The organism is Photobacterium sagamiensis (assembly GCF_050337085.1).
Classification (GTDB): domain Bacteria; phylum Pseudomonadota; class Gammaproteobacteria; order Enterobacterales; family Vibrionaceae; genus Photobacterium; species Photobacterium sagamiensis.
In genome coordinates this window covers 39964-65314 of record NZ_JAKJSP010000041.1, presented here as the reverse complement: position 1 = coordinate 65314, position 25351 = coordinate 39964, and the positions used below count along the sequence as shown (strand labels likewise).

Sequence of the window (25351 nt, the reverse complement as noted above, 5' to 3'; positions counted from 1 at the left end):
ATGGTATTGATAGAGAAATACTCGTTAAAAGGAAAGAAGTACTGCGGCTAGCTAAAGCTAAGAACCCATTACGCTGGTCTCGTGAAATTCAAGACTGTAACCCGATAGGGCCAGTAACATTAAACCCAGAAAATCGCATGCGGAAAGCCGCATAAAAATCAGCTAATGGGTGACAACAATCTTGAAAAACACCGTTAGCAGGGTGTTTCAATTCATGAGGTAACGATGGATGACTCAACAATATAGTTTTCAAACGTGTTCTTTTGAAACTGATCGACTGAAGGTTAGTAATGTACTGAGCGTTCTAAATCAGTCAGTTTCTGAAGCAGAGTTATCTGATATTGCTTTAACAATATTAACGCCAAATGTAACCCAATCCCTTCCTCCAGAGTTCCAATCAGTTCAGTGTGTTGAATCAGCAAGCAAATGGATAAATGAAATGGTAACTAACAGCCATTTCCTTATAATCCAGTGCTCAGAGAGTCATCAGATTATTGGTTTCATTTTTCTCTATGAGTTTGCTCAAAAAAAGTCTGGTTCCAATGTACATATTGGTTATCTTCTTGGTGAGCGATTTTGGGGTAACGGTTATGCCAATGAGTTTATGGTGGGACTAATTGAATGGTGCAATCGTTCTCAACTAGTATCTAAATTGCTTGGCGGAGTTGATGTTGGTAATGCTCAATCAATTAAACTTCTAGAAAACAATGGGTTCAAAGAAGCAACTGACGATTCACCAAATGGAGTTATCTCCTATGAACGTTCATTTGGTGACAATTGAATTATAAAGCAATCAACGCGATGCATTACGCTCGGTAGTTTCGCTATGAAGTTCGGTGTGCTTGGTTAGTTTTGTGCTAGCCCACCTTATTGTAGGTGTTAGCTATTAATATTGCTTCGTGTATTCCAATAGGCGGTAAAACTTGAAAATTTTAATTACAGGGACAGCAGGTAGAGTAGGGCGTGCAATCTACATCAACCTAATGAAAAAACACAAAGTAGTTGGGATCGATAGAACGCCATGTTCAACAGCGGATTATGTCGGAGATATTCGTGATACCGCTTTGTTGACCAAAGCTTTAGAAGGCGTTGAGGTCATTATTCATACAGCGGCACTACACGCTCCTCATGTTGGGTTGGTATCTGACAATGAATTTGAAGAAATTAATATAAAAGCAACGGAGCAGCTAGCCTTATTGGGTGTAAAAAAGGGTGTTAAACATTTTGTGTTCACGAGCACTACTGCCCTTTATGGTTTTGCATCAACGCCAGAGGGCGTAGCGGGTTGGGTTAATGAAACAGTTACTCCAAAACCTAAAACGATTTACCACAAATCAAAGATTAAGGCTGAACAGATACTTGAAAATATCTCAAATTTGTTCAATTTACCTATCACTGTTCTTCAAATGTCACGCTGTTTCCCAGAGCCAGCAAACTTAATGGCTGTTTATCGTTTAACGCGTGGTATTGATGCTCGAGATGTTGCCAGTGCTCATGCTTGTGCAGTAGAAAAACGCCTATCGGGCTTTAGACGTTATATCATTTCCGGACAAACTCCATTTAATAGAACATGTTGTGAACGGCTGTATCAAAGTGCCGATGATGTTATACAGGAGTATGCACCAAATCTTGCTGAGGATTTTGCTAACCGAGGTTGGCGTTTGCCTCAAACACTCGATCGTATTTATGACTCAACGTTAGCGCAACAAGAGCTAGGTTGGCAGCCTAAATACGGTTATGAGAGCGTATTAAGTATGCTTGATAACGAAATAGCGGAAGTTCTTCCGGCAACGAGTTACAGCTACAAACCATCAAGGTGATGCATTACACTCGGCATTTTTTTGTAATGTTCAGTGAACTTGGCTAATTTAGTGTTAGCACACCTTATTGTAGGCGTTCGGCCTAAATATGGTCCGGCAGCACACAAGTTAGGAGAGCAGAAGAAATGACGACATCTTGCAGAACATGGTGGCGTAATTGTGCTCAGGGAGCCGATTCGGAAATCTCGACCATCGATAAGATGGAGGACCGAATCGCTCCCATTGCCCCGAACGTGGCGAAAATTCGAGGTCTCATCTCGACTCTCGAATTATGCCACCACAAGGCTGAACGATGGGTTAGCAACATACTTAAAGCAATCGCGACAGGAGAAACCAGCAAGGGATTAGGCACCCGAACGCCTGGTCAAACTCATCCCACTGAAGTCGTATCGAAAAATGCCTGTGCCGCTCTCTCGGCCTGGGTTGCCGGATGTCCCAGCGCATCGATCGACTTAACCATAGGCACAGTTCCGGCGTCTCGGGTTCTCGCTTGCCTTGGGGAACGCTCGCCACTGAAAGAATGGCAGGTGCAGCGGGTGATCGAAAAGCTCCGCAGCTGGACCGATTGGCCTAGGTCAGAACAGGACCCAAGCACACAGTATGCATGGCTCTCTTACGGCCAAAAAGACTGTCCGGATCACTACAAGGAACACGAAGATTTCTGGAGGCAGACGGTTGAGACAATCCCTTTTGAAGATCTTCAAGGGATGGACGGTGAGGATTTTTCGTTGGGTTTTGCCATCGACCTGCTTTGGACATGTCACTGGAATTTTGTAGAAAATCTCCAGATAGTACTCGAGGTGATTGGTGGGAAACTCAAGCCAGAGAGGCCATTTGCAGCGTGTGCCTGGAACATAACCCTGTCGCCAATTCGCCCGCGGATGGAAGTTGTCTCCAATACACTAAAGGTCTTCTGTGGCGAGTCTGAGTCAGACAAAGACATAGATAGGGATGTGTTGTCGCTGCTTGGAGAATCGACGGAAGTGAAGAAATGGCTAGCGGCCTCCTTGGACAAGACAATAAGGCTTCAACTGAGCCTGCCGGCCAAATTATAAGCGACAAGTAGTTTGACACAGGGGGGACAGTCCAATATTGGTGATCAAATGAAAAACAGAGAAAGGCCTTTAGGTTTTTGGGTACTGGAAGTTTTCATTGCTCTTTCAATCATACTGATGCTTCTTGGTCAAACCATGTCAGTATTTGACTATGACTTTACTGTTCGTTATGGGCTGCAAGAGAGTGCGGAGCAAGTCAGTGAGTTTGGTGTACAAGTTAACCGTGCATTTGGTGCTAGCGATACAGTTGTATATGTTCCGTTGCTTATCGCTTCACTATTTGGATTGTGGCATAGAAAACAGTGGGCACTTGTAACAACCGCAGCAGTTGGCGGTATTTCACTATATTGGTCCACTACGATTATTTTCATGTTTCTATTTTTACCGGACACAAAAGGTTACGATTATTTGCCTGGCGTAGAAATTTGGTCATTTGTCATAGCATTCGCTGTTTTCGGAGTTTGGAGTATTTGGTACCTAATTTCTCATAAGAGAGAGCTGTTTGAATCAAACTAACTACCTTGAGGGAATTCAGTGCGCATAAAAAACAATCAAGGTGGTGCATTACACTCGGCAGTTTTGGTATGAAGTTCGGTGTGCTTGGCTGGTTCAATGTTGGCACTCCTTATTGTAGGCGTTAGCTGAGTTGAGCCTGAAGAAAGAATACAAGAGGAAGTGTCAAATGAGCAGACATGAGCGTTCTAATCCTGATGGCAGAGAAACACTGAAATTAACTAAGTGGGAACTTGAAAACCTTCATCTGCCACCTGTGACTACCGTGACCCTATATGAAGGTGCGGCCCCGATCCAGTTCCTACGCCATCGCTTAGCAATGATTTTAGAGAAAAACCCGTGGCTCACTTCTAGAATCGTAAAAAAGAGTACAGAAGATCGCGTCACTGCGCTTACATATAACAGGATGTTTGAACCTGAGGCTACCATTGACCAACATTTGAAAATGTATACGTCTGGAGATGTGGGCTTTTCATTGAGCATGCCTTATGAAGCGCTGATAAAATGTTTATTGCCTGTACAATGCGTTCGCTCGAAACCTGCAACCGATGAAAATGAGCCCTTATTTAAAGTGGCAGTGATTCCTATTGAATCAGGACAAGTGGAACACAAACAGGTTACACCTTTGCAGCAGGCTATGACTGTACCAGGCTTTGCCTTAGTTGTTTCCATGAACCACACCTTAGGGGATGGCCACACTTATTACAAATTGTACGGTATGTTGAGTGCAGATGCCGATGTGGAGGTGCTTGATCCGGTGCGAGTGACTGGTTTTGAAGAAGCCAAAGCTCAGGTGATTGGTGAAAAAGAAGACGCAATGTTCACATCTGCCGGCCTTGGGCTTGGCATCATGGGGGCCTATGTGGGAGCAAAGCTGACTCATCGTGCGCCACAAAATGTGTGTGTTCACCAAGTCGATCCGGCGTGGGTGTCACAGGAAAAGGAAAAGGCCAAGCAGGAAGGCCAGGCTCAATTTGTGTCTTCTAATGATCTCATTACCTCATGGTTCTTTCGTGAGATGAAATCTGAAATGAACATCATGGTTGCCAACTTCCGAGGTAGAAAGCCATCTATTCATGGGCTGACTGAGCAGCATGTGGGTAATTATGAAGCTAATATTCCTTATTTCCCCGGAGATGTAGAAAGCCCGGCCCTAATACGCCAATCAATTCGTAGCCCTGATGGTGATTTTCGCGCTTATCGTGCTGGTTCGCCTCTTACCGCTATACCTAACTTCTTTACTTTATTACGCAATAAGGTGGCGCTTATCACCAACTGGGCCACGTTTTATCGTGATGTGATCTTGCAAGGGGATGTGCACAATAAAGAGATAATTCAGCTTGAGCCAAAACTGCATTTTCCGATTATGGAGCCTGATGGCATTATTACCTCGATCTGGAATAACGGTATTACCTTCCGTCCTCGTGCAGGGGAATTGGGGATACTCATGATCACTCGGTGTTTTGATAGCAATAAACTACTGCAACTGAAGACACAAGATGGCCCAAATGTTCCGATGGGCGCGCGTATTGTTTAGAGTTAGTTTTGCAAAAAATGCTATCTTGCGCTCTGGTTGATGATATTTGGGTTGCTGATACAGGGGGGGGAGACTAACTTCACAAGAAACAAACTTAAATGAACAATCAAAGGCTGGTGTGACCACCTGTGCAACCTTTTTGATATAAGTTTCCTAAGTACCTAGTGATGTGTTAACCACTTAATTTTCAATTGATTACAAGTATCACGCGATAATCTAGTTAAACAATATTACCAATGTTCTAGAATTAACAACATACATTCTAGACGTATTTTAGGAAATAAAAATGGCTAAATTAGATCAAAAATTTCATAAGAACTCAAAGCTTAAGTTTGAGGATGAAGATAAAGATGATTACCAGGATTTCAATCAGCAGGAACGTAAAAGGAAACGTCGACTAATACGACAACGTTACGACAGCCCAGAATATAGTGATTTTGCAGATTAGAAACAAAAAGCGAGCGACAAAACCTTTTCACTATCCGCAAAATTTATTTGTCGCTTGTCATGTTTTTAATGGCGTCGGGGTGTTTTATCGCTTGCAGTATTTGCGTTACTAGCTGCGCTGTTTCTGGGATTCTAATGCTGCAAACTGAATCATGGTAGTGGGTAATACCTTTCCCCCCTTTTATCACTCTGCTCACAATTGCACTCAATTTCTCCGGTAGATATTAACCCTCAGCAATCATCCTTGAACAAGCGTTACACTGTCATGGCATTTACGGTATAGATATGAAAAAAAGACCGCCATTCACTACCCCCGTGATACAAAAACTCAATAAGAATCATGATGTTAGTGTGACAGTGTATCATTCATATTAGGTGTGTTTCATACAGCAAGGAAGGTTGAAAATGAAACGAACTTTTATTGGATTAAGCATTATCGCCGCATTCGCTTCTGCTCTAGCAAGCGCTGAATCCAACTATGTTAGCGCCACAGTTCTGGTAGATAACCCAAAGAACGGATACATCGGTGGCTCACTTGGTAAAACTAAGCTTGATGTATCGTCAGAAGAAAAAACACTTAGAGAGAGTGAGGGTGGATCTTTCAATGATACGGATACTGGTTTTAAGTTATTCGTCGGTTTTCGTTTTAATGAAAACTTTGCAGCTGAAGTGTTTTATGCTGACTTAGGTAAGTTATTGCTTGAAATTAGTGATTTGAGATATACCAGTTCTACTTATGGTGTTTCTGTCTTAGGGATTTTACCTGTGGCTGAACATTTTGAACTTTTCGGTAAAGTGGGGTTTCATGAAACGGATACTGTTGGAGACTCGGAAATTTTTACTGCGTTCAATGAGGTTGGCACCAGAAACGGCCCACTATTTGGTATTGGTGCGGCATACAATATAAATCCAGTCTCAATACGAGCTGAATATGAGCTATACGAACTCGATGCAGGAGAAGACATTTATATGATGTCGGTGGGTATTGCATATAACTTTTAACTACTGGCGGATAGAGTATCTTGTTCTTTTTCGGTTCCGGCACCTTTCGAACAAAGTCCCGCTAATAAGTAAAATGCCGCTGCGCAAAGCATAATGGACTGGATGCCGGAATGCAGGACAAGTCCAGCTGCTACAATGGAGGTGAGGACCGAGGCGCATCCGTTCATCGCCCAGGCATAGGCCCGCTGTAAAGGGGTTGTAAGGAGACTGCGCATTCCCAGAGCGAACGGCACTCCCATTAAAATGCCCGGCGGAAGAAGTATAAGCAGGGCAAATAGATAGCGAAGTAGTGCGGGTAATCCTAAAAGGTAATCGAAAAGCAGATCCATAAAGATAATAATTCCAAGGAGCGCTAGGCAGAGACACGTAAGAGAATAGATAACTGCATTTCTTCCCATTTTCTGAGACCACCACCCGCCGATTCCGGAAGAGAGCAGAATACCCGCCAGGACAAAAGTAAAGCTGAATACCGGGTTGGAAAAGATCAGGATATAGGCCTTGATAAAATAGATCTCCACGAACATAAATCCCGCCCCGATGGAAAAGAAGTAGAGCTTCTGCGCTAAAGGAACTCTCTCTTTTCTCCCTTTGGCAAGGAGTCTGGGAAGCAGTAATAGCAGGGCAGCGACAGCCAGCGCCTCGAAAAAAACCACAGCAATGACGATCTCTCCGGAGAGAAGCATCGAATAGGGTCTGCTTCCCATGCTCCGGTACAAATCACCTAACCTGTCCCACTTGATAAAGCGGCCTGGAAACGGCCTGTGGTCATCCTGTGGTGCTGTATCCAGAAGGTAATCATCAAAAAATTGTTTCTCCTTTTTTTCACTGTAATGCTGGATCAGCTTCTCGACGGCAAGGTAATGATGGGGGAGTTCGAAAATATTGAAGCGATTGGCAAGAGAAGGCTGCATATCCCGGATATAAACAATATCGAAATTCAGCTTTTCAGCAAAGTCCATCGGAATTTCTATATTTTCAATAGGATTTTTGCTAACGATCAGTGTGAAAATCCCCCAGTTTCTTAATAGAACAAGGTGATGTTGTGGATTTTTTATGCCGCGCTCCCGTAGGACCTGAAGTGCTGTGGAAAAAAGACGGATCGAGTCGGAAGGAGGAAGAAGCAGCTTGCGTGAAATGACGATGATACCCTTTTCAGAAAGGTGGTTCAGATACTCCCCGAAGGCTTCCGTGGTGAAAAGGTGCTCCTGGCTTAGTGCTGCAGATCCAGGCAGGGATGTTCCCCAGTTTTCAAGATGGATGATGTCGTATCTTCTTTGCGACTGCCTGAGAAATATTCGAGGATTTACGGACGTTGTGTGCAGATTATAATGTTCCCCTATGGCTCGAGATATACTGGGGCTCTCATGAATAACGGTCAGTTCCGGGACCCCTGCAGCAAGTGCCGCAGGTATGCTGGTCCCTCCACCTCTGATGATAAGAAGTGCGCTTTGAGGGAGGGGGACAAGATCGTAGCCTACCGCCGGCAAGGTAAATTCCGCAAAACCGAACGCCTTTGAATTGCCGTCTGCCCCATAGAGAACCAGTTGTTCGTCTCCGTCCCGGAAAATGGATTTCTGCACGGGAAGGCTGCCGCTATATTTGAGACTGAGGCCCGGTGCGTAACGGATATAAGGGCTGGTTACGGTTTCTATTTTGCCGGTTATGCTGCTCAGCGACTCTGTTACTGTTGAATGTGGAAACTGCAGAAGCTGGCTCAGTGATTTATACGGCGAAGGGGTAACGGCCAGCTGAGCACCGCCCCATGGGGTGAAGAGCAGAGTCGCAGTCAGCAACATAGTACAAACACTTACTAGGGAGAAAAATAGATTTCGGGCCGGAAAACGGGGGCCGATGTTGTTTTTACTCTTTATAAAAACGGCTGCAGTTACATAACAAAGGGGGACTATCGCAACGGCCACGACAAGTTTTCCTTCCTCGATAAAAGGCAGTAATAGGGAGGGAAGAATTGTTCCCAGAGCGGAACCAGCCATAGTGGAAAAGTAGATTATGCCTGTGTTTTCCGGCTGCTCGACATAAGCTGCCAGCACAACAAAACCTGCGAAGAAAAACGGTATCGCGAGAAGCGTATAACTGAGAAAAAGGTAAAATGCCTGAATTGACTCCAGTGAAAGCCTGAAGTAATCAAGGGGAAGCTTTGTCAGAATAATAAAGGAAATGAGCGTAGAGCAGCTGTAGAGAAGCACCAAAACCGATGTCGCTTTCCCTGTAGCAAATCGCTTTATCCAGCCATTTTTCCTTGAATCGAGAATACTCAGTACGGTGCCGCTTGCGGCAAAGCCGAAAAGTGCGATGCTGATCACCATAAAGGAGAGATGATTCCACTGGCTGATCGAGAAGATCCTGGCCAGAAGTACCTCGAAGGCAAGAGAAGAGAGGGAGACAAGGAAAACTGCCGGGAGAATCATTGCTATTCCCCGGAGGCCTGCATTGCGTGCCCGGTCATGGGAACAAAGAGAACACCGGCGATTTGCCAAACCCTATAGTCCCCCCCCTTTTTGGTGACGAGTACAAGGTTCTGATAGCTGAAGGGATTTCCCAAAGGAAGAACCAGCCGCCCTCCGTCCTTGAGCTGCTCCAAAAGGGGCGGAGGGATATGGTCAACAGCGGCGGTGATCATAATAGCATCATAGGGCGCTCCCTTATTCCAGCCGAAGTAGCCATCACCACATTGTGTCTCAACATTGGTATAACCAAGAGAGTCCAGAAGCCTGCCGGCCTTAGTGCAGAGCTTTTCCTTGATCTCGATGCTGACCACCTCTTTTGCTACCTCGGAAAGCACCGCTGCCTGGTATCCAGAGCCGGTTCCGATCTCGAGCACTCTTTCATTGCCAGTGAGTTCGAGCACTTCCGTCATCAGGGCAACAATATACGGCTGTGATATGGTCTGTCCTTCGCCGATCGGCAGGGGGGAATCTGTGTATGCCTTGAAAGCCAGTATCTTCGGGACAAAGAGATGCCTAGGGAGCTTTTTCATTGCTGTCAGCACTCTCTTGTCTACAATGCCGCGCATGCTGAGCTGGCTTTGGACCATATCCTCTCGGGCGCGGACATATTTTTCGGAATCACTCACGGCAAATGCTGCAAGTGGCTGGTTCCCGAATATGATAAAACTAATAAACAGAAACAATAATCTACCCATAGCGCACTCCCTACAGGATTTTGATATAACTAAATCACTATAGAGTATAGGAAGAATAAGCGTCTTTTTATTCTGGTTTGTTCATACATTGTTGTGGTTGAAAACCGCTGTTTCTCCAATGCTAATTGGTCTCTTTATAGCGGCAATTATTTGTATCGTTCGTGACGAGATTAATATACATGTCATAGTCAGTTTGGCTGGCATGACAGCAACCACGGTGAAAAGCATTGCCATTAGCGTGGCGGGCGTCGTGATTGGCGCATACACACTTAAATTTCTACGTTCTAAGGGATTACTAGGATCGACTTTAAGCAAAAGAGCACACAAACAGGTTTGATTCTTCTAGGTAGTGCAGCAACAGGATTACTGGCAGGAAATACCGAGCTGGTTAATGTGGTAATTGGTGAAACGGGCGCTCAGGTTGGCGGCGCAATTCCGGCAGTAGCGGCCATGCTGATTGGCCTGTGGGATACCTTCCGAAAAGAGAAGAAATAGGGCGGTGATATGGGAGAACTCATAAAACTGTTTGCTGAGTTGGGGGTAACGCCGCCAACTCTCATCATTTGTTATTTGCTGTTTCGCTCGGTCAAAGCGCATGAATCGGTACTTGGTGAGCTAAAGAAGATGTTGGCACAACATGAGAAGCGGATTTTGAAGTTAGAATGGGAAAAGGAAAAAATAGAATAAAGTGTTTCGACAAATGATTGCTTTTATCATAGCTGAAAATTGAGTAAAATGTGATGATAATTCATTGATAATTGGTGACTTTGTGAGAAAGATTCTTGTCGCGGCCTTTGGCCTATCCCTTGTGGCAATCTTGATAACACTCTCTGCCGTTTCACTAACAGAAAGAGAAGTATCATTATTTAGTACAGCCCTCGCAATGTTATCAATTGCATTTTCATGGTTAATTACAGATATTTATTCAGAGTCGTCTAAAAAAACGGCTTTACAGGAAGCACAAGATTATCATAAAGAGAATTTGAAAACATATGTAATAAACGCGTCTGAAAAAGTAAATAACATTTCTAATGAACTAAATAAACTATCATTACGGCTAAAAGAAATAAGTAAAGACTCTCAAGGTAGTGATGTCGAAGACGTAAAAATAATTAATGAAAAAATTGTAAGCACTACAAATATTATAGAATCATTAAAGTCATTCAATGATACTGCAATTAGTGATTGGAAAGGCATTATTGGAGAAGATGTTAAAACATTTCAACAAAAAGAAAATGAACTTAAACAGAAGCAAATAGAAAGCTTATTACTAAGAATTGAAAACTTAGAAGAAATAGACAATGAACAGGAAGATGACCAATCAGCTCAATCAGTGCTAGATGCGAGAAAGGACCTGGATAATTTGCTAAGTGATAGCGGTATCATTCTTAACGAACATAAGAAAATTCAACATGTTACTAGGAAGTGCCCAGAGTGCAATACAACCATTGGATATGATCAGCATATAAGACATTCTAATATAAGAAGCATAAGATGCCCGAGTACATCATGTAATCGTTTATTAGTTTCAGAATATGACCAAGATAAAAACAAGTTCACTTTAGCTAATAACCACCTTGAGCTGCTAAATCAACAATGTGAAATTTGTGATTCAACGGTTAAGATTGAGCTTCCTAAAATTGCAAAGGCTTCTGAATCAGTTACATGTCATTGTGGAAATGTAATAACGGCTAAAAGAAAGGATGGTATAGTTCAAATTGTGAACTCTAAAAATCCAAGTGTACCTAGAGTGATAATAAAAGATGACTTAATTCTTAAGGTGCAGGAAAAGCTACCACCTCAACCATGGCCAAGAAATATACATAAAACCGTTGCTTACGATTTAGGTATTTCTAATCGCACAGTACAAAGAGTAATTAAACATCTAATAGAAAAAGGTGTGTTCTACGAGCAAAAAGGTGGAGAACTCTTTGCTTGGAGAAAAGTTGAGACATCAACAGAAAATTAAGTAAAGCCCGCAATCGCGGGCTTTTTGATACCCAAAGGCTAGGGAAGTCGCTTGGCTTTATTGGCCTGAGCCTTACGGCAAGCTTTCTTTTTCGCTTTGGTTACCGCGTCACTTCGTGGCTCTTTGACCCGACGACCACCACGGAACGGCAACGGCGTGACCACATTGGAGCGCACCGGCACATAGTCCAGCTCGTACATCCGTTTGAGCGCATGATACTCATCAAACCGTAATGCCCACGAATCGAGCTCTTTGGGGCTGAACCGTCGGCCTTCGGGGGTGACAATCACACAGCGGTGTTCATCAATATGGCTAAAAAACAAGGATCACAGCGCGTCATCCCGGAAAGCGCAATCCCTAAAAATTATCATTCTACAGAGAACGTAACCAGCGCTTATCCGGGATCCATATGCGAGAGAACACAATGAGCCCGATGAACAAGCAGCATTCGCAATAGCTGAAGACTCTGTGCATGTGGATCTCTGGTCAGTCAATATTTCCTGGGAGATGAGTTATGACGATCAAGCAAGTGTGGCTCTGAATGTAATGACAGTGTCTGCCAGAGATGACGACTGACAGCACATCGTTTTAATCTGACTAGGCACCAATCACCAAACAACATACGATCCAAATTAAAAATTGAAGCCAATCAGAGCCATAAGAGACACAGATTTTAAAATCGGCGGGCACACCAGTTTTTCAAACATAACTGGCGCTCAAACTGAGAATGCGGGCAGCATCGACGCCGGTTATACGTTTTTCACAAATATCCTGGATGAGTTTAATCCGCAGTAATTCGTCATCAGTCATAGTCATAGTCAGTAACATCTCATTGGCTCCAGAGCACGCATCAAGTAAATGGTGCTCTGAAGTTAGTTCAACATGACATTTCTAACTGGCTCAAACCTGACACTTCTAAATGGTTCTTACACCCTCAGTGCGCATTATGCTGGCTTATGTTAAAAAACAAAAGTAATTATAAAACAATCAATTAGAATCCTTTCTTTGCGATAAGAAGGATTTGATGCGAAATACACATGAACTTACAGAAAACTATATTTTTCGATTTTACAGATGCGGATTAAGCATAGAAGATACAGCTAAACTTTGTTTTAAGAGTGTGAGAACTGTCACATCATGGGACAAAGGGAAACCAATACCGCCAGAGTGCAAACGGTTAATGCGGATGTATTCTGGCCTTGAACTTGCCCCATTAAGTGATGATTGGAGAGGATGGAGTATAAGAAAAGGCTTATTAATTACACCTAATAGATGGTCGTTAACACCAGACCGAATTATTACGGGTAATGCATTGATAGAGATTGGAGCCGAACCGGATAGAAAAAACCTTAGTCAGATCATCAAAGTTGCCAGATTAATATCACGATAAGAAAAGAGCAGGGCCTCGGCTCTGCTTACCGCCTCAAAAGTTGCAACACCACAAATACACACTCTAATACCAAGAGAGCGCGAGTCTAGGTATTCACATGAACCGCATACGGGACAGCTTAGAGCCTTTACCATTAAGGAGTCTCTTTAGATCAAACACGAATCTGACTTTATAAGGTAAGGAGATGGCCGCCAAAAATGAATCAGAACTTTGGGAGGTGATTCCCATGATAAGTTCGACGGCCATGTTGGTGTCTCACCCGTTGTAAGCCTTTACCTCTTAAGCACACAGAACTTCAAGCCAAAACGACCAGGTATAACTGCATCTACTTGAAGGATTTATTAGGCTTAGAGCGAATCATAAACAGCAAGAACATCTGGAAGAATATCTACCGCTCCTGTACTGGCACAAAATTTTTGCCAATTTAAGTGGGCAGTTTTGCCATCGGTTTGAAGGTACTGGGAATAAAGATCCTCTAATTCATTTCGTTGAACCAGCCTGGCTTCGATTGGCACATAATTGTTGTTGAACCTTATTGCGACGACATCAGTACAGATTGCCATTTTTTTGGCCGTCAACGTAACTCGAGGTGTTTTAGAGTCTGTCCCTTCAACCCTAGACCTAACTTCAACTTGACGAGCATCTGGACACAATATGTCATAGCCATCTTCATCCACTACCTTTCCACCCAACACTTCCGCGACCAACAGTTCTGCGAAGTGACCCCCTGTTACTTCACCAATAGCGGATAGTATCGCTTTATGATTTTTCATTTGGTTAATCCTTTTCGATTTTAATGCGGAGTAAGCATAGAAGACGCCATTAATCTTTGCTTTGAAAATGTGAGAACTGTCACGCAGTGGGATAAGGGGGAAACCAATACCGCTAGAGTGCAATTGTATTCTGGCCTTGAGCTTGACCAATTAAGTGATGATTGGAGAGGATGGAGTATCAAAGAAGGTAGGCTAATCACACCAGACCGGATTATTACTGGGAATGCATTGATAGAGATAGGTTCGGAACCAGACCGTAATTTATTATGCATGATAGTCAAAGTGGCTAGACTCATTCATAAGATAAATTGAATAATATGCAGATGCCTGAATCTGGTTTAGACATCTGTTTGAGCTTATATTTGTTGAAAATTTTCGGGAGCCATCTCTTTATTACATATTTTACAACAAGGTTTTGATTCAATGATTGCTTCCTCTAAACTCATATCAACGGGTTTAGATGCTCTATTTGTAATACAATTTAAATCGTAAAAATCCCACACACCATATGCTGAATAGGGTGAATCATCGTCATAAAATCTAGCTGAACCTTCATTACCACAAACACAAACAACGCGATATTGAATTCTCATATATCCCTCTATACTCGATATAGTCTTTAACGATGAATGCTGATAACCCACTAAACTATAAAATTCCAACCTATCAACATACTATCGACATTATGCACTAATAACTAGTTAGTATAGTCACAAAAAACAAACAATCACGTATAAACATTGACTCTAATTGCATAAATATCAACAGGCATTAGTCATTCACTAGTATTGGAAACGATGATAAACCCTCAAAGATAACCATAGAGGAATAAGCGGGTTTGTACTTTGTGGAAGAGTAGGCCGCATCACTTAAGTTGTTTCCAAAGAGCAAATTCTGCGACCAATTGTAAGGTGTCATGCGTTATAGACTTTCACCCCGTATTACTAGACGGGGTAAGCCAAAACCGCCGAGTGTAACCCATCACCTTGATTACTTTATAGCTGTGCTCAAGATATCTGAGGCTTCTTCTTTTCAAAACTAGCAATGATCAACGGCGTTGCGGCACCTAAATGTAATGCAGCTAGTTCATTTATGTTTACGCCCACCTTTTGATATACGAGAGCAGTAAGTCCTCCTAGACATACCATTATCAACGTAACAATCCAGTAAAAACCAGAGCTTAGCCAATCCGGCTTTTCGCCTTTCTTCGCGTGCCTCAATTTATATAGAGCTAACGCTTCCGGTAATATTCCGCCAATAACTCCCCACATAAAAACTTCTTGAACTGTCATATTCAGCTCCCTGTTTTAGCTGAGTTGACAGCTCGAAAAGCCGCCCAATAATCACCTAATGTAGACTTTCGTTTTTTCAATGTGTACAAGCTACGACCGTATTTATCTTTCATAACTGACTTTCTGATTTCAGGATCGCCATTCAAATATTTATTAATTACACTTTCATTTGAGTTCAATTCTTTTGCGAGTGCTTGGGATGTTCGATAGTCCCATCTTTGATCAGAAAGAGCTTTTATTAAGTCATGTTTACTTAATGGCTTCTTGCGCTTTTTTTTCTTTTTTTTATCTGAATTAATCGTAGTTTTATTCACTTTTCCTCCTAAGCTGCGCTTTCGTTGAATTCACAAGACCAATTACACTTCAAACCAAGAATGCCGAGTGTAATAGCATCGTGTTGTTAGCTGTATGATAAACGCAATTTTGAAAACTTTTGACACTGATAATAGTAACGAGCCTTCGAGACTCCCTCAATTGTCCCCTTCGGTGGAAACCATGACAATCCGGCGTCAATTGCACTGAGAAAACACAGGAAATTAATAAGCGCGATTACTTTGTAAAAGCTTACTGAACTGCCAAAATCGAGATCAGTATATGCGCCGTGAGTAATTCCATTTCTATTTGTGTTATCCACATGTGGATATTTTTTCGAATCTGAATAAAGCTTGTTAGTTGCGAATCTCTCAAAAGAATCGATCATAGACTCTATTTCTTCATAGTCACCAACCTTATTTGCTACCACTTGATCTTTGCAGCTTGCACATAGGTTTTTGATAGTTTGCTTAATGTACTTATCTTCCACATTTCTGTGCTTAGATAGCTTACGAGCTATACCTTCAACCACTGGAATTAGCGTGCTAACAGAAGCATAATTTAGACCTAAATAGTGACATTCAATCCCATTATCGATGACGCTGAGGTAATCCTTCACAAAAGGGGCTACAGTGTATTTCTCAATGAATACAGCTGAGATATTTTCTATCGAATAGATTGAGGGTAACAAGTCACTCAATACTTCTTGCTGAACCTGACCATTATTATCAAACCCACTCAATATTTGTTCCAATTGTCCCATATTAATATATGGCGGAATAAACCAGCCCATTTTGTCTAGGTTAACAACCAAAGAATCTAAACTACCCACAAAACTCTCCAAATACAGTTAATGCCCGCAATAAGGTGTGAGCAACGCTTTCACCTAACCTAAACCATTGCACCGTAAACGCTAAACCCAACGCGGAGACAAAAATGCCAAGCGTTGGGAATCACTCTTAAATGCATTGTTAGGTCATTTTAATATCAACTCAAAATAGGCCAAGAACAACATATAAAATTGCTGCAACCTCAGTAAGTGTTGCAGGTCCTTTAATTTGTGCTATTTGCGTCAAGCTTGTACCTTGATAAATTTTGCCGCCTTTAATATGTGCTATTTGTTTTAAACTTGTGCCTTGATAAACCTTACCATTATCAATTTTTGCAATTTGTTTAAGTGATGTCCCCTCATAAACTTTCCCTTCATTAACACTCAAAACTTGGGATAATGAGGTTCCTTTGTAAACCTTAGCTCCTTTAATGCTAGCGATTTGGCTTAATGATGTACCTTCGTATAACTTATTATTTTTTAAGCTAGCAATTTGAGACAGTGATGTACCTTTATAAATTTTTGTACTCATTTTATCCTCTATTTATTAATTATTTCAGATGACAATGACCTAACGCCGCAATAACACGTTTACTACGACACAAACCAACCTGAATTTTACCGCCTTAACCACTGAAACTAAAGGCAAACCTAAAATGGCGAATGTAGTAAATCGTGTTGATTGCTTTGTTATGCAATTAGGTTATGTCGATATCTATGCCATATATACACTTCAAAAATAAAGCTCCATTTTTGTTAAGATAGTACTCTGGTATTGCACTCCCCATCATTGCAGGTATAACAACAGTGACTAGACCAAATGAAGCCATCGTATGCCCGACGTCACTCGGAATAAGATTATCTTTCTGCTGCTTCAACAAACTAAATTGATGTGCATTTAACCCATTTATGGCAACTCCGAATTGCATAAATTGTTCATAGCTAATACCACCAACGATATATGCTGAAAAAACAATCCCTATTAAAATTGGTTTATCAATATCATCTGCCGCATTGATTAACAAAAACAAGTTGTCATTTACTTTAGATTGTTTCTTCGGGTCTTCTGAAATTTCCTTGAAATATTTATCTCTATCATCAATTGATATAGAATCTAACTGAAATGCAAATTTTTGAAGCTTTTTGATAAATTGATAATCGCATAAGCCGACACCTAAGTTTGAGAGTTTCACAATAACTCCAACGACTGGAATATTGCTCAATAAGTCATTAGTGATTTTAGTATCTATAAGGGCTTCACCAAGTTCGAGCAATGCTGTAAGCCCATCAGTTTTATTAATCGTTTTAATCAATTCATTACTCATAACCACTCCTTTTGCATAACATTGTATTCAACGATCTCAGATCGTATATCTCACCGTAAACGTCAAACATTAAGCAAAACTGCTAAACCATCAAATTCGGTGCGCAAAATACCAATTACGTTAAATAGCTGATTTAGCATGGTAAAACAGCTAACTCAGCATCATATCGTATGCTAACCAGCATTCTACACCTCTAAGTACAGAAATCCAGATAGCCTTGCCTTGAAAGTTTAGAACAGAATCAAGGTACTATTCGCAGGCAAACTTGCCCAATAGGCTAAGGCTCTGAATCAAGATGAAAAGGGCAAAAGTATACGTTTTGCGTTACACTGTGTTTTTGTACAGTGATTTATTGAGGCGATATGGGAAAGCCACAGCTATACAGCAAGCTATTAAGAGTCAAGCATCCAGATCAGTTAGAGATATGTAGTCATTGTGGTACTGGGGCATCAATTATCAGGTATGACATAAAGAGCAGGTGCTATATCTGTGTAAAATGCAAAGCTAAATGGACAGAACCTCAATCAATTCGATACTACCCGTGAGCATGTTATCAGACGATCACTTAAAATCTTTTTCGCACCAATCAATGTGAGGAAGTTTAGGGCCGAATTTACCTGTTGGAATTCTTTTGGCTAGACCACGTTTTACAAGTTCATCACCAAGAGATGAACCATTTATGTAAACTTCAGCATGATACATAAAATAATGCCCCCTCTGGATGTCTTTCAATAGTACTGCCTGAGGTGGTTTTATTATGCTTTTAATGAAAATGTTTGCTTGAACTGCAAGGTGAACTTCAGCCTGGCACTTACCTTTGAATGACGGCACATCAATACCCAAAATACGTACTCCCATATCTTTACCCGTGACATCAGGGAATGATGGAATATCTACCATCATTACGTCCGGTGCATTAAAACGAAGTACAGTGGCTATTAGGTACTCATCATTAGCATGAACAGCGAAAGAGATAGCCAACGCTAAAAAACAAAACAAACACTTCATAAAATCCTCCTTCGAAGAAATTACAAAAGATAGAAATGACCGTAAAGAGCAGTATTGAAATGCTCGGGTGATACCAAATGATATTGCAAACACAGCACTATCTTACACGCTGCATGTTATGACTGAATCTACCCCCGTGATACATTTTGGGAGTTCAAGACCGCGCGGTAGGGCATGGCGCACCCCTAAACCTTTCAACTCGCATTTAGTAGACGGGGTGGCGCTATCACATCATCAGTCTCCGACGATAAACAACAAACCACTATTTATATTCACAGAAACAAAAGAGCTGAAAAACGACACGTAGAGGGGAGGGTTTTCAAGAACTAATTAAAAGTGCAACCGCTACGCGGGGTATCGGGCGGGATTAACCACAGCAACACAATAAATTCATTTCCGCCCTCCCATGCCTAACGGCATTAAAAACAATTTAGATATTACTAGCCAACTCACCAAAAGGAACAAGTTCAGGCTGTTCTATCTCAAGTGCCGGCCCATCTTCAAACTCAGGTTTCCACGACTTGGCCATATGATCACATTCAATAAATCGACCACGGCCAGAGTGACCAACATAAGCCAGACATTCATTTAAGTAACGAAATTCAAAACCCATTGCTGTGAGTAATTCACTGTTTAAATAGCGGTCTTTGGAGTTAAGCAGATAACGGTAAGTGGTTACATTGTCACGCTTGATAGCAGTAACTGAACTTAAATACACATCATTAAAATCACCACTAAGACCCAAGAGCTTGGCGTTTAGAAAATCAGCAACTTTAGCGATAGATTCAGAAACAGAAACACTGCTAGATAGATACCCAGACGCAACGCGAGGAACTTTAATCCCATTAGCAACAGCATCAGAGATGGTCTTGTAATCCTCATCAGGAGACGAATCAATTTGTGTAACCGCAGAAACCGGAACAACTTCAACAACCGATGTTGAATCATCAATAGTAGGCTCATTACCTAATCCCTTATAATTTGAAATTGTGTAAATCAACGTGGCAAGACAAGCGGCCATAACAATAAGAAACAACCAAAATTTCCACATGGAAAGCAATCCCTTTCCTAGTCCGGCCTTAGTAATTTTCCCCGTTGATGTACTGGAATACATAAGATGGACAGCTAAAGGAATCCTCCGATACGTCATCGCACTATCTTTTGTCGGTTTGGTTGATGCTGACTTGGGGCAGTGTTCCCAAATGCGAGGGCGGCGCTTAGTTAAAAATGTATTGTCTTTGCTTGAATGGTGAAACGCCATTTCACACACCCCACGAACTGAGGCGTCAATTTGCTTTATCTCAGGTGTTAGGTAGTAAATATCCCAGTTGTAATGGCGGTGCTGCATAAGCGATTCGTTGTAGTTTCGGGGCAGAACGGGGCGGCCATTAACGTCAACAGAAGAAAACCCCGTGTCATCTACATAACGCTCATCCGATTTGAATGAGTTAAAAATACGCTCATAGTAATTCAGGTAGCCAGCTGGAAGAAGTTCAGCAAAATCAGAAATTGGTTTATAAGTGTTTTTTGTCGCATCAAATCCCGCAGTTTTGTTGTAAATATCCTGAGCCTCATCAATCACTATCAAAGCCCCAAGCGGTGCCCAACAATAGAAATGTTGCCAGAGCCTAATGCCGTTATCATTGTTGGCTAAAATACGAATGATCTTTGTTGAAGTCGGAAACCGTTCACCCAATGCCTTTTCAATATCTTCTACTGTTTTCATTCCCTTAATGTTGGTGACAACACAACGACCTTCACGCAATGCAGGTAATATCTGAAACCAAACCGCCGAGGCCGATTTATATGAACCCGCCGCACCATGATAGATTGCAACAGCCATAATTACGCCCCCATGAAATTCAGAACAAAGCGAGTCATTAACCCATTGATGATAATCACCAAACCTTCACGCGCACCATATGTTTCAAATATTGCACGCTGGTCAGGTGATAGCGATGACATTGCTGCATTAACCGCGTCCATCAACCCAAGATTAGCGACTAAGTGTTGAGCGACACCATACGCAAATTCTAACGAGTGCATGTAAAGAACGAATTTAATATAAACGGCCCATTCAATAAGATAGGCGAACATCTTTTCAACGAAATCAGGAAATCCAGTAATAACACTAATAAGAGAATCAAACGGCCCCTCAGCGGCATAAGCAAATGAAGGAAGCAATAAAACCAAAATCAGTAATTTTCTCATTTTACGTCCTCACCACAATCATTAACGCCAACACTGAGCAAATAGCAATAACAATAGCTCTCGACATGTCACCAACTTGATTAAAGCCATCTTGCTTTACAGAAACACGATGACCTTGATGGCTTAATGAAAACTCAACAGGCGATATTTTCCCACCATGTGCAATATTTGGCGTACCAAGTAAGCTTTTAAATGTATCAATCTTATTAGCTATTTTGGCTTTAACATCATCAGCCTTAGCTTTAATGTCAGCAAGGTCGGAGCTATCAAAAACACCTTTATACGCATCACCAGACACCTCAGTAATACAAGACGGATGTTCTTTATTTTTATCACAAAAGCCTTTCTTTAACTCATCACGAATTTCTTTTAACAGACCATTATCACTCTTACATTTCCCAGCCTCCTCATCTTCTTTACTACACTCACCACCACCTTCACCGCCAGAGCCGCCAACACCTTTATTATTAATGGCATCCTTTATTTCACCCAAGCGACCATCTAAATCGCGAGCGTTTTGAGCTAATAAGATATTTGAATTTCTAACCCTATCATCAATGGCTTTTAAATTGTCGGTTGCTTTATTTGTATTGTCAGCAATTACTTTCGTGTTGTCTTTTATTGTTTCTGACTTATCTAATTGTTTAGATGTGTTTGACGCAGTATTAAACGTATTAACCTTATTTTCAATTTGTGTTCTATGTTGGTCATTCAGCTTTTTAGTTACCTGGTCAATGGCCGCAATTAAATCTTTTTCCGGATTTTCAACATCACATAACCATGGTTTATCAACACACTCAGGCCTATCAACTGGAGGACACATTTCAGGATTTGTTTTACAAAAGTCATCAATACCATCACCACTGCCAGAGCCATCATCACCACCCGAACCACCGCTATCAATGCCAGAGCCATCACCACCACCTGAACCGCCTCCAGAATCACCGCCGCCGCCAGAACCACCGCCATCAGCATCGGTATCACTACCGTCAGAACCACCGCCATCAGCATCACTATCTACACAAAATGCAGGTTTAGGTGTCGCATCACACRAATCAGGCTCGGGATTAGGGTCTGGGTCTGGAGTTGGGTCTGGATTAGGGTCTGGGTCTGGTAAGCTACATGAGCCATCTGGATTAGCCGGAGCATCGGGACAATCAGGGTTAGGCTCTGGCTCGGGTTCAGCATGACATTTACCATTATCATTAACCGCACCATCAGGACATTCTGAATACGTAGACAACCTGAAGTTACCATAGCCGACAGAACCTACAGCATTACCACTTTGATAATTAGCTTCATAAGTAACCACTCCTGACGAGGTGGTACGAAAAACACCTAAACTAGTAAACCCTCTTATATCAAAACTAGCATCTGCTGTTAAAATACCAACGCATGACGACTGTGCGATATCTGAATATGAACCTGTTGATGGTGAATTACAAACACCCAAATAGTCATTTGAATCTTCAGAGAAAACAGACGAACTAAACAATAATAAAACCAATAACAAATACCGCATAACCAGTTCCTTTAGTTATAAAAAAGGGCAGCAATCGCCACCCTTATCAGTAAAAACAAAACCTACTTAATGCGTATTAACCCCTGATACAAAACCATGAACAAACGCCATCCCAGAAGCTACAGCAAAAATCAACTCTGATGAAAGTGGATTAACAAGCAATGTATTAAGAGCATCAAACATATTATTTACGCAAGAAAGAAGTAACTAGGCCAATGCCGAAGCCGATAGCCGCAACGGTTAAGACGCCAACAGTAACCAATGTCATATTAGCTTCTGCCGCAGCAATAGCCGCATTAATAGATGCGGTTGTATCAGCAAACGCCGGAGCTGTTACAATAGACGCAGCAACAAATATACCGCCTTTTTTTACTGTGTTGATAATTACACTTTTCTTTTCTTTCATGATAAATATCCTTATTTAGATTTTAGACATCCAGCGAACTATACGACCGCCAAAGTGCCCAGTTATAAACGACAACAATATGAAGCCGTGTATTAAGAAAAAAAACTCAGTATTAAACGTTGGAACATCAGCCGCCGTTACTATTGCCTGACCGCCCTGATTAAAGCATTCCTGCATATTGGAAACATCAACAGCGACTTGAGCGATTAGGCATTTCATACAAAACTATCTCACAGACAGAAAATTCTGATATAACTCATTTAATTATTTGGCTTAGCATCAAGAGAGGGAACTCCCAATAAGTGATAACCGGAAAAGCTCACGTGCTTACCGCCATCACCCGCAAAAGTTCGCTCAATATGCTGAATCTTAAATTCTAACTTCTTATCGATAAGCTTCTTTAAATCAGCACCACCGCCCATAGAATCCCATAGGTCAGGGGAGATGCGACAATCCAACACCTCAGACGGATTAAAAACCTGCAACTTCACAGTACCTGAATCACGAGACTCACCCGTTTTTTCATTGTTATTCGTTTTCTTCTCAATATCGTCTAAATCGTTTATACGTCCGTGAACAATCATTATCCATTCTCCAATTTAAATAGGGGTGACAGTTATTGACACAAGTCCAAGGAAGAGCAAGAGCCGTCCCCATTCGGGGCCTCCTCTTGTCGCTTCTCACTCAGAATCGTTCGGTCGCTCCAATCTGAAGCCCCGTCAGCGTCGTAATCAAAACAATAAGCAGCAAGTTCATCTACTCGGTGTAAATACCGTTGATATTGCTCGTACTGCTCATCAGCCATGCGTTGGTATTCACCTTCGCGTTCAAGTACCTCAAAGATGTCAGTGACGCCCGTCATTACGCGCTTAGTACCACGAAGGAATTTCTCTTTATTTTCGGTTTTCCAGTTACGGCCACGAGTAGCAAGATAGGCCGCTTTAAAAACAACACCAATCACGCGCGCACTGGCGTCATCGCCATAACGGGTTTTAGAGGCTAGGGTAGTGGTGTGCTCTTCACCAAACTCATCAATGAGCTTTTCCATGATGCGCGGAACCTGATAAACAGGTTTTACGGTTTGGTCATTACGGCGAACGAACACACCGCCCATCGCAATACAGAAGGCTTCCCAGTCGGAAGAATCCGCAGCACGACGAACATTTTCAAGAGTGAGCCATTCACCCTCATCTAGGCGATTAAACAAGGCATCATCCTCTTTTAAGTCTTCACGAACGCGGCGAAGCTCACGCCATACTGTGACTGACGGGCCACCAATAAATTGAAATTGGCGAATGCGATTTACACGCGCCCACGTAACAACACGCTCAGCAGCCTCGGTGCCTTCAAGAACGGTTGAGCGGTCATTATCAATGTGCTTACCATCGATATTTTTAGATAAGTATTTCGCGACATAACCAACCGCAGACCCTTTAGACCAATCAATTTCGGTTGAGGTGAAACGGTATTTTTTTGCGCCCGATTCATCAGGGGAATCTTTCATTGCTTCTTTACGGAACAGGCCAGTAACGATTTTTTCGTGACGCTTTTCCATGAAGAAAAGTAGATGCCAGTGCGGACAACCATCAGCGTGAGGCTCTACAACACGCAAGCCGTAAACTTTAATCTCAGCTTTATCGAGCGCCTTACGGAAATCAGCAAACATAGCCGTCATATAGTCATGTGCGTCTTGCGTTGTCGGGCAGTCAGCATCAAGCCATTTCTGATTAATCTTGCCTTTAGAAATAGAGTGAAAGCGGCTAGGGCATGTTGGCGTATAGAACACACCTACATGACCATTGGCTTGAGCAATGTTCTCGAACCCCTTGAGACGTACGAACATTTCAGCGCGGCGAATTTCAGGATTAGAAATGGACTTACCAGCTAAGTCATTGAGCGTGAACCAGTTAGATTCATCATCTTCATCATACGCAATGGTATTTTGAAGCATGGATAAGTTCTCCTGGTCACGTTGCCGTCTACGTTGTAGCGAGAAGTTAGAACAGTAAGATTGCCCGTGCTTATGAACAATCGTTAAGTCACGAGCAACACGCTCAATTTCATGAGCACAACGTTGACGCAGTTGACGACGCCACCATAATTCATTAGACGCGCGGTTAATAAGGCTTTGCAAATCATTGTCTTTTTCTTTTTGCTCGACCAAAGCCGGACGGAACGCCAAACCATAACCCGCCAAAATTTCACAGGCTTTATCAAAGGCCGCTTTAGTATCTGCAACGCCGGAGACCTTACGCATCACATACGCAGACTTGGCTTTTGCAAACTGACAGATTTCTTCATCACTGGAGGTATAGCGAAATTCCATTTTTGTCAGACGTTCATTAGCGGCTTCAATAGCGCGAACCGCTTCCAGTTGACCACGTTTATTACACACATTAATAAAGGCACGAGTCATCACCGGTGCAAAATCTCGATGTGACTTACAGGCATCGAACGCGCGAACAATCCAGCTTTTCTCAGCCTTGTAAAACGTCTTTTTTGAAATGTCGTCAGTACAGGAAACAAGGTGAGGCTGGGGCGCGGCATAGAAAGGATTGATACCGTATTCATCAGTAAAGATGGAGGCCACGACGTTATAACACTCAGGTACAGCAGGTAGAACAGAACCACGCTTAACGAAGTGACGCGGTAACTCTTTCTGTTCAGTCAACTTAGCAACTTGACCACGAGCATAGTCATAAGCCTTATTACGGATTTGCGAGGCTGTAGAATATGGAGTGTGGTTAGTCGCTGAATGAGTCATATGCATCAATTCCAGT

General features: G+C 42.2%; 28 protein-coding genes. 11 read left to right on the top strand and 17 right to left on the bottom strand.

What is annotated here, in order from left to right:
- The first annotated feature begins 229 nt into the window (after positions 1-229).
- The 7 genes from L4D76_RS19365 (at position 230) to L4D76_RS19335 (ending at position 6374) form a co-directional block, all read left to right on the top strand.
- Positions 230-781, top strand: a complete 552-nt coding sequence (locus L4D76_RS19365; protein WP_428442530.1) for a GNAT family N-acetyltransferase — start codon at positions 230-232, stop codon at positions 779-781.
- 142 nt (positions 782-923) lie between these two features.
- Complete coding sequence (locus tag L4D76_RS19360) at positions 924-1820, top strand: NAD-dependent epimerase/dehydratase family protein (protein ID WP_428442529.1); 897 nt, start codon at positions 924-926, stop codon at positions 1818-1820.
- A gap of 125 nt (positions 1821-1945) precedes the next feature.
- Positions 1946-2875, top strand: a complete 930-nt coding sequence (locus L4D76_RS19355; protein WP_428442528.1) for a hypothetical protein — start codon at positions 1946-1948, stop codon at positions 2873-2875.
- A 48-nt stretch (positions 2876-2923) separates the two neighbouring features.
- Positions 2924-3391, top strand: coding sequence for a hypothetical protein (locus L4D76_RS19350; protein ID WP_428442527.1), 468 nt, complete (start codon positions 2924-2926; stop codon positions 3389-3391).
- Positions 3392-3521: 130 nt separating this feature from the next.
- Positions 3522-4925 carry a hypothetical protein gene (locus L4D76_RS19345; protein ID WP_428442526.1) on the top strand — a complete coding sequence of 468 codons (1404 nt, stop codon included), beginning with the start codon at positions 3522-3524 and terminating at the stop codon, positions 4923-4925.
- A gap of 286 nt (positions 4926-5211) precedes the next feature.
- Complete coding sequence (locus L4D76_RS19340) at positions 5212-5373, top strand: hypothetical protein (RefSeq protein ID WP_428442525.1); 162 nt, start codon at positions 5212-5214, stop codon at positions 5371-5373.
- A gap of 404 nt (positions 5374-5777) precedes the next feature.
- Positions 5778-6374, top strand: coding sequence for an outer membrane beta-barrel protein (locus tag L4D76_RS19335; RefSeq protein ID WP_428442524.1), 597 nt, complete (start codon positions 5778-5780; stop codon positions 6372-6374).
- Here L4D76_RS19335 and L4D76_RS19330 read toward each other — a convergent pair.
- Together L4D76_RS19330 and L4D76_RS19325 are read right to left on the bottom strand one after the other, a co-directional pair.
- A complete protein-coding gene (locus tag L4D76_RS19330) occupies positions 6371-8800 on the bottom strand; it encodes a spermidine synthase family protein (RefSeq protein WP_428442523.1) in 2430 nt (809 codons plus the stop codon). The two genes, L4D76_RS19335 and L4D76_RS19330, sit on opposite strands and share 4 nt — an antisense overlap.
- A 2-nt stretch (positions 8801-8802) precedes the next feature.
- The gene (locus tag L4D76_RS19325) at positions 8803-9534 is read right to left on the bottom strand and encodes a protein-L-isoaspartate(D-aspartate) O-methyltransferase (protein ID WP_428442522.1); all 732 of its coding nucleotides are present in this window, start codon (positions 9532-9534) and stop codon (positions 8803-8805) included.
- 333 nt (positions 9535-9867) lie between these two features.
- Here L4D76_RS19325 and L4D76_RS19320 point away from each other — a divergent pair, with 333 nt between their 5' ends.
- The 3 genes from L4D76_RS19320 to L4D76_RS19310 all read left to right on the top strand — a co-directional run bounded on the left by L4D76_RS19320 (position 9868) and on the right by L4D76_RS19310 (position 11503).
- The gene (locus L4D76_RS19320) at positions 9868-10029 is read left to right on the top strand and encodes a hypothetical protein (RefSeq protein ID WP_428442521.1); all 162 of its coding nucleotides are present in this window, start codon (positions 9868-9870) and stop codon (positions 10027-10029) included.
- 9 nt (positions 10030-10038) lie between these two features.
- Positions 10039-10221: a hypothetical protein gene (locus L4D76_RS19315; RefSeq protein ID WP_428442520.1), complete on the top strand. Its 183-nt coding sequence runs from the start codon at positions 10039-10041 to the stop codon at positions 10219-10221.
- Between the two features lie 82 nt (positions 10222-10303).
- Positions 10304-11503, top strand: coding sequence for a hypothetical protein (locus L4D76_RS19310; RefSeq protein ID WP_428442519.1), 1200 nt, complete (start codon positions 10304-10306; stop codon positions 11501-11503).
- 38 nt (positions 11504-11541) lie between these two features.
- On the opposite strand, the gene L4D76_RS19305 is transcribed toward L4D76_RS19310, so the two are convergent.
- On the bottom strand, positions 11542-11826 hold the full coding sequence (locus tag L4D76_RS19305; RefSeq protein ID WP_428442518.1) for a DUF3653 domain-containing protein: 285 nt from the start codon (positions 11824-11826) through the stop codon (positions 11542-11544).
- 701 nt (positions 11827-12527) lie between these two features.
- Here L4D76_RS19305 and L4D76_RS19300 point away from each other — a divergent pair.
- The gene (locus L4D76_RS19300) at positions 12528-12893 is read left to right on the top strand and encodes a DUF3653 domain-containing protein (RefSeq protein WP_428442517.1); all 366 of its coding nucleotides are present in this window, start codon (positions 12528-12530) and stop codon (positions 12891-12893) included.
- Positions 12894-13240: 347 nt separating this feature from the next.
- Here L4D76_RS19300 and L4D76_RS19295 read toward each other — a convergent pair whose 3' ends face one another.
- From L4D76_RS19295 to L4D76_RS19230, 14 genes are all read right to left on the bottom strand, one after another.
- Positions 13241-13666, bottom strand: coding sequence for a hypothetical protein (locus tag L4D76_RS19295; RefSeq protein ID WP_428442516.1), 426 nt, complete (start codon positions 13664-13666; stop codon positions 13241-13243).
- 356 nt (positions 13667-14022) lie between these two features.
- The gene (locus tag L4D76_RS19290) at positions 14023-14259 is read right to left on the bottom strand and encodes a hypothetical protein (protein ID WP_428442515.1); all 237 of its coding nucleotides are present in this window, start codon (positions 14257-14259) and stop codon (positions 14023-14025) included.
- A 414-nt stretch (positions 14260-14673) separates the two neighbouring features.
- Positions 14674-14958: a hypothetical protein gene (locus L4D76_RS19285; protein ID WP_428442514.1), complete on the bottom strand. Its 285-nt coding sequence runs from the start codon at positions 14956-14958 to the stop codon at positions 14674-14676.
- A gap of 2 nt (positions 14959-14960) precedes the next feature.
- Positions 14961-15272: a hypothetical protein gene (locus L4D76_RS19280; protein ID WP_428442513.1), complete on the bottom strand. Its 312-nt coding sequence runs from the start codon at positions 15270-15272 to the stop codon at positions 14961-14963.
- 86 nt (positions 15273-15358) lie between these two features.
- Positions 15359-16102, bottom strand: a complete 744-nt coding sequence (locus L4D76_RS19275) for a hypothetical protein (protein ID WP_428442512.1) — start codon at positions 16100-16102, stop codon at positions 15359-15361.
- Positions 16103-16262: 160 nt separating this feature from the next.
- On the bottom strand, positions 16263-16631 hold the full coding sequence (locus L4D76_RS19270; RefSeq protein ID WP_428442511.1) for a hypothetical protein: 369 nt from the start codon (positions 16629-16631) through the stop codon (positions 16263-16265).
- Between the two features lie 166 nt (positions 16632-16797).
- Positions 16798-17424, bottom strand: a complete 627-nt coding sequence (locus L4D76_RS19265; protein ID WP_428442510.1) for a hypothetical protein — start codon at positions 17422-17424, stop codon at positions 16798-16800.
- Between the two features lie 561 nt (positions 17425-17985).
- On the bottom strand, positions 17986-18432 hold the full coding sequence (locus L4D76_RS19260; RefSeq protein ID WP_428442509.1) for a thermonuclease family protein: 447 nt from the start codon (positions 18430-18432) through the stop codon (positions 17986-17988).
- 430 nt (positions 18433-18862) lie between these two features.
- Positions 18863-20275, bottom strand: a complete 1413-nt coding sequence (locus L4D76_RS19255) for a zonular occludens toxin domain-containing protein (protein WP_428442508.1) — start codon at positions 20273-20275, stop codon at positions 18863-18865.
- Between the two features lie 2 nt (positions 20276-20277).
- Complete coding sequence (locus tag L4D76_RS19250) at positions 20278-20643, bottom strand: DUF2523 family protein (protein WP_428442507.1); 366 nt, start codon at positions 20641-20643, stop codon at positions 20278-20280.
- A 1-nt stretch (position 20644) separates the two neighbouring features.
- On the bottom strand, positions 20645-22165 hold the full coding sequence (locus L4D76_RS19245; RefSeq protein ID WP_428442506.1) for a hypothetical protein: 1521 nt from the start codon (positions 22163-22165) through the stop codon (positions 20645-20647).
- A gap of 184 nt (positions 22166-22349) precedes the next feature.
- Positions 22350-22571 carry a hypothetical protein gene (locus L4D76_RS19240; RefSeq protein ID WP_428442505.1) on the bottom strand — a complete coding sequence of 74 codons (222 nt, stop codon included), beginning with the start codon at positions 22569-22571 and terminating at the stop codon, positions 22350-22352.
- 260 nt (positions 22572-22831) lie between these two features.
- A complete protein-coding gene (locus L4D76_RS19235) occupies positions 22832-23155 on the bottom strand; it encodes a hypothetical protein (protein WP_428442504.1) in 324 nt (107 codons plus the stop codon).
- A 32-nt stretch (positions 23156-23187) separates the two neighbouring features.
- The gene (locus L4D76_RS19230) at positions 23188-25335 is read right to left on the bottom strand and encodes a replication endonuclease (RefSeq protein WP_428442503.1); all 2148 of its coding nucleotides are present in this window, start codon (positions 25333-25335) and stop codon (positions 23188-23190) included.
- Positions 25336-25351: the final 16 nt, after the last annotated feature.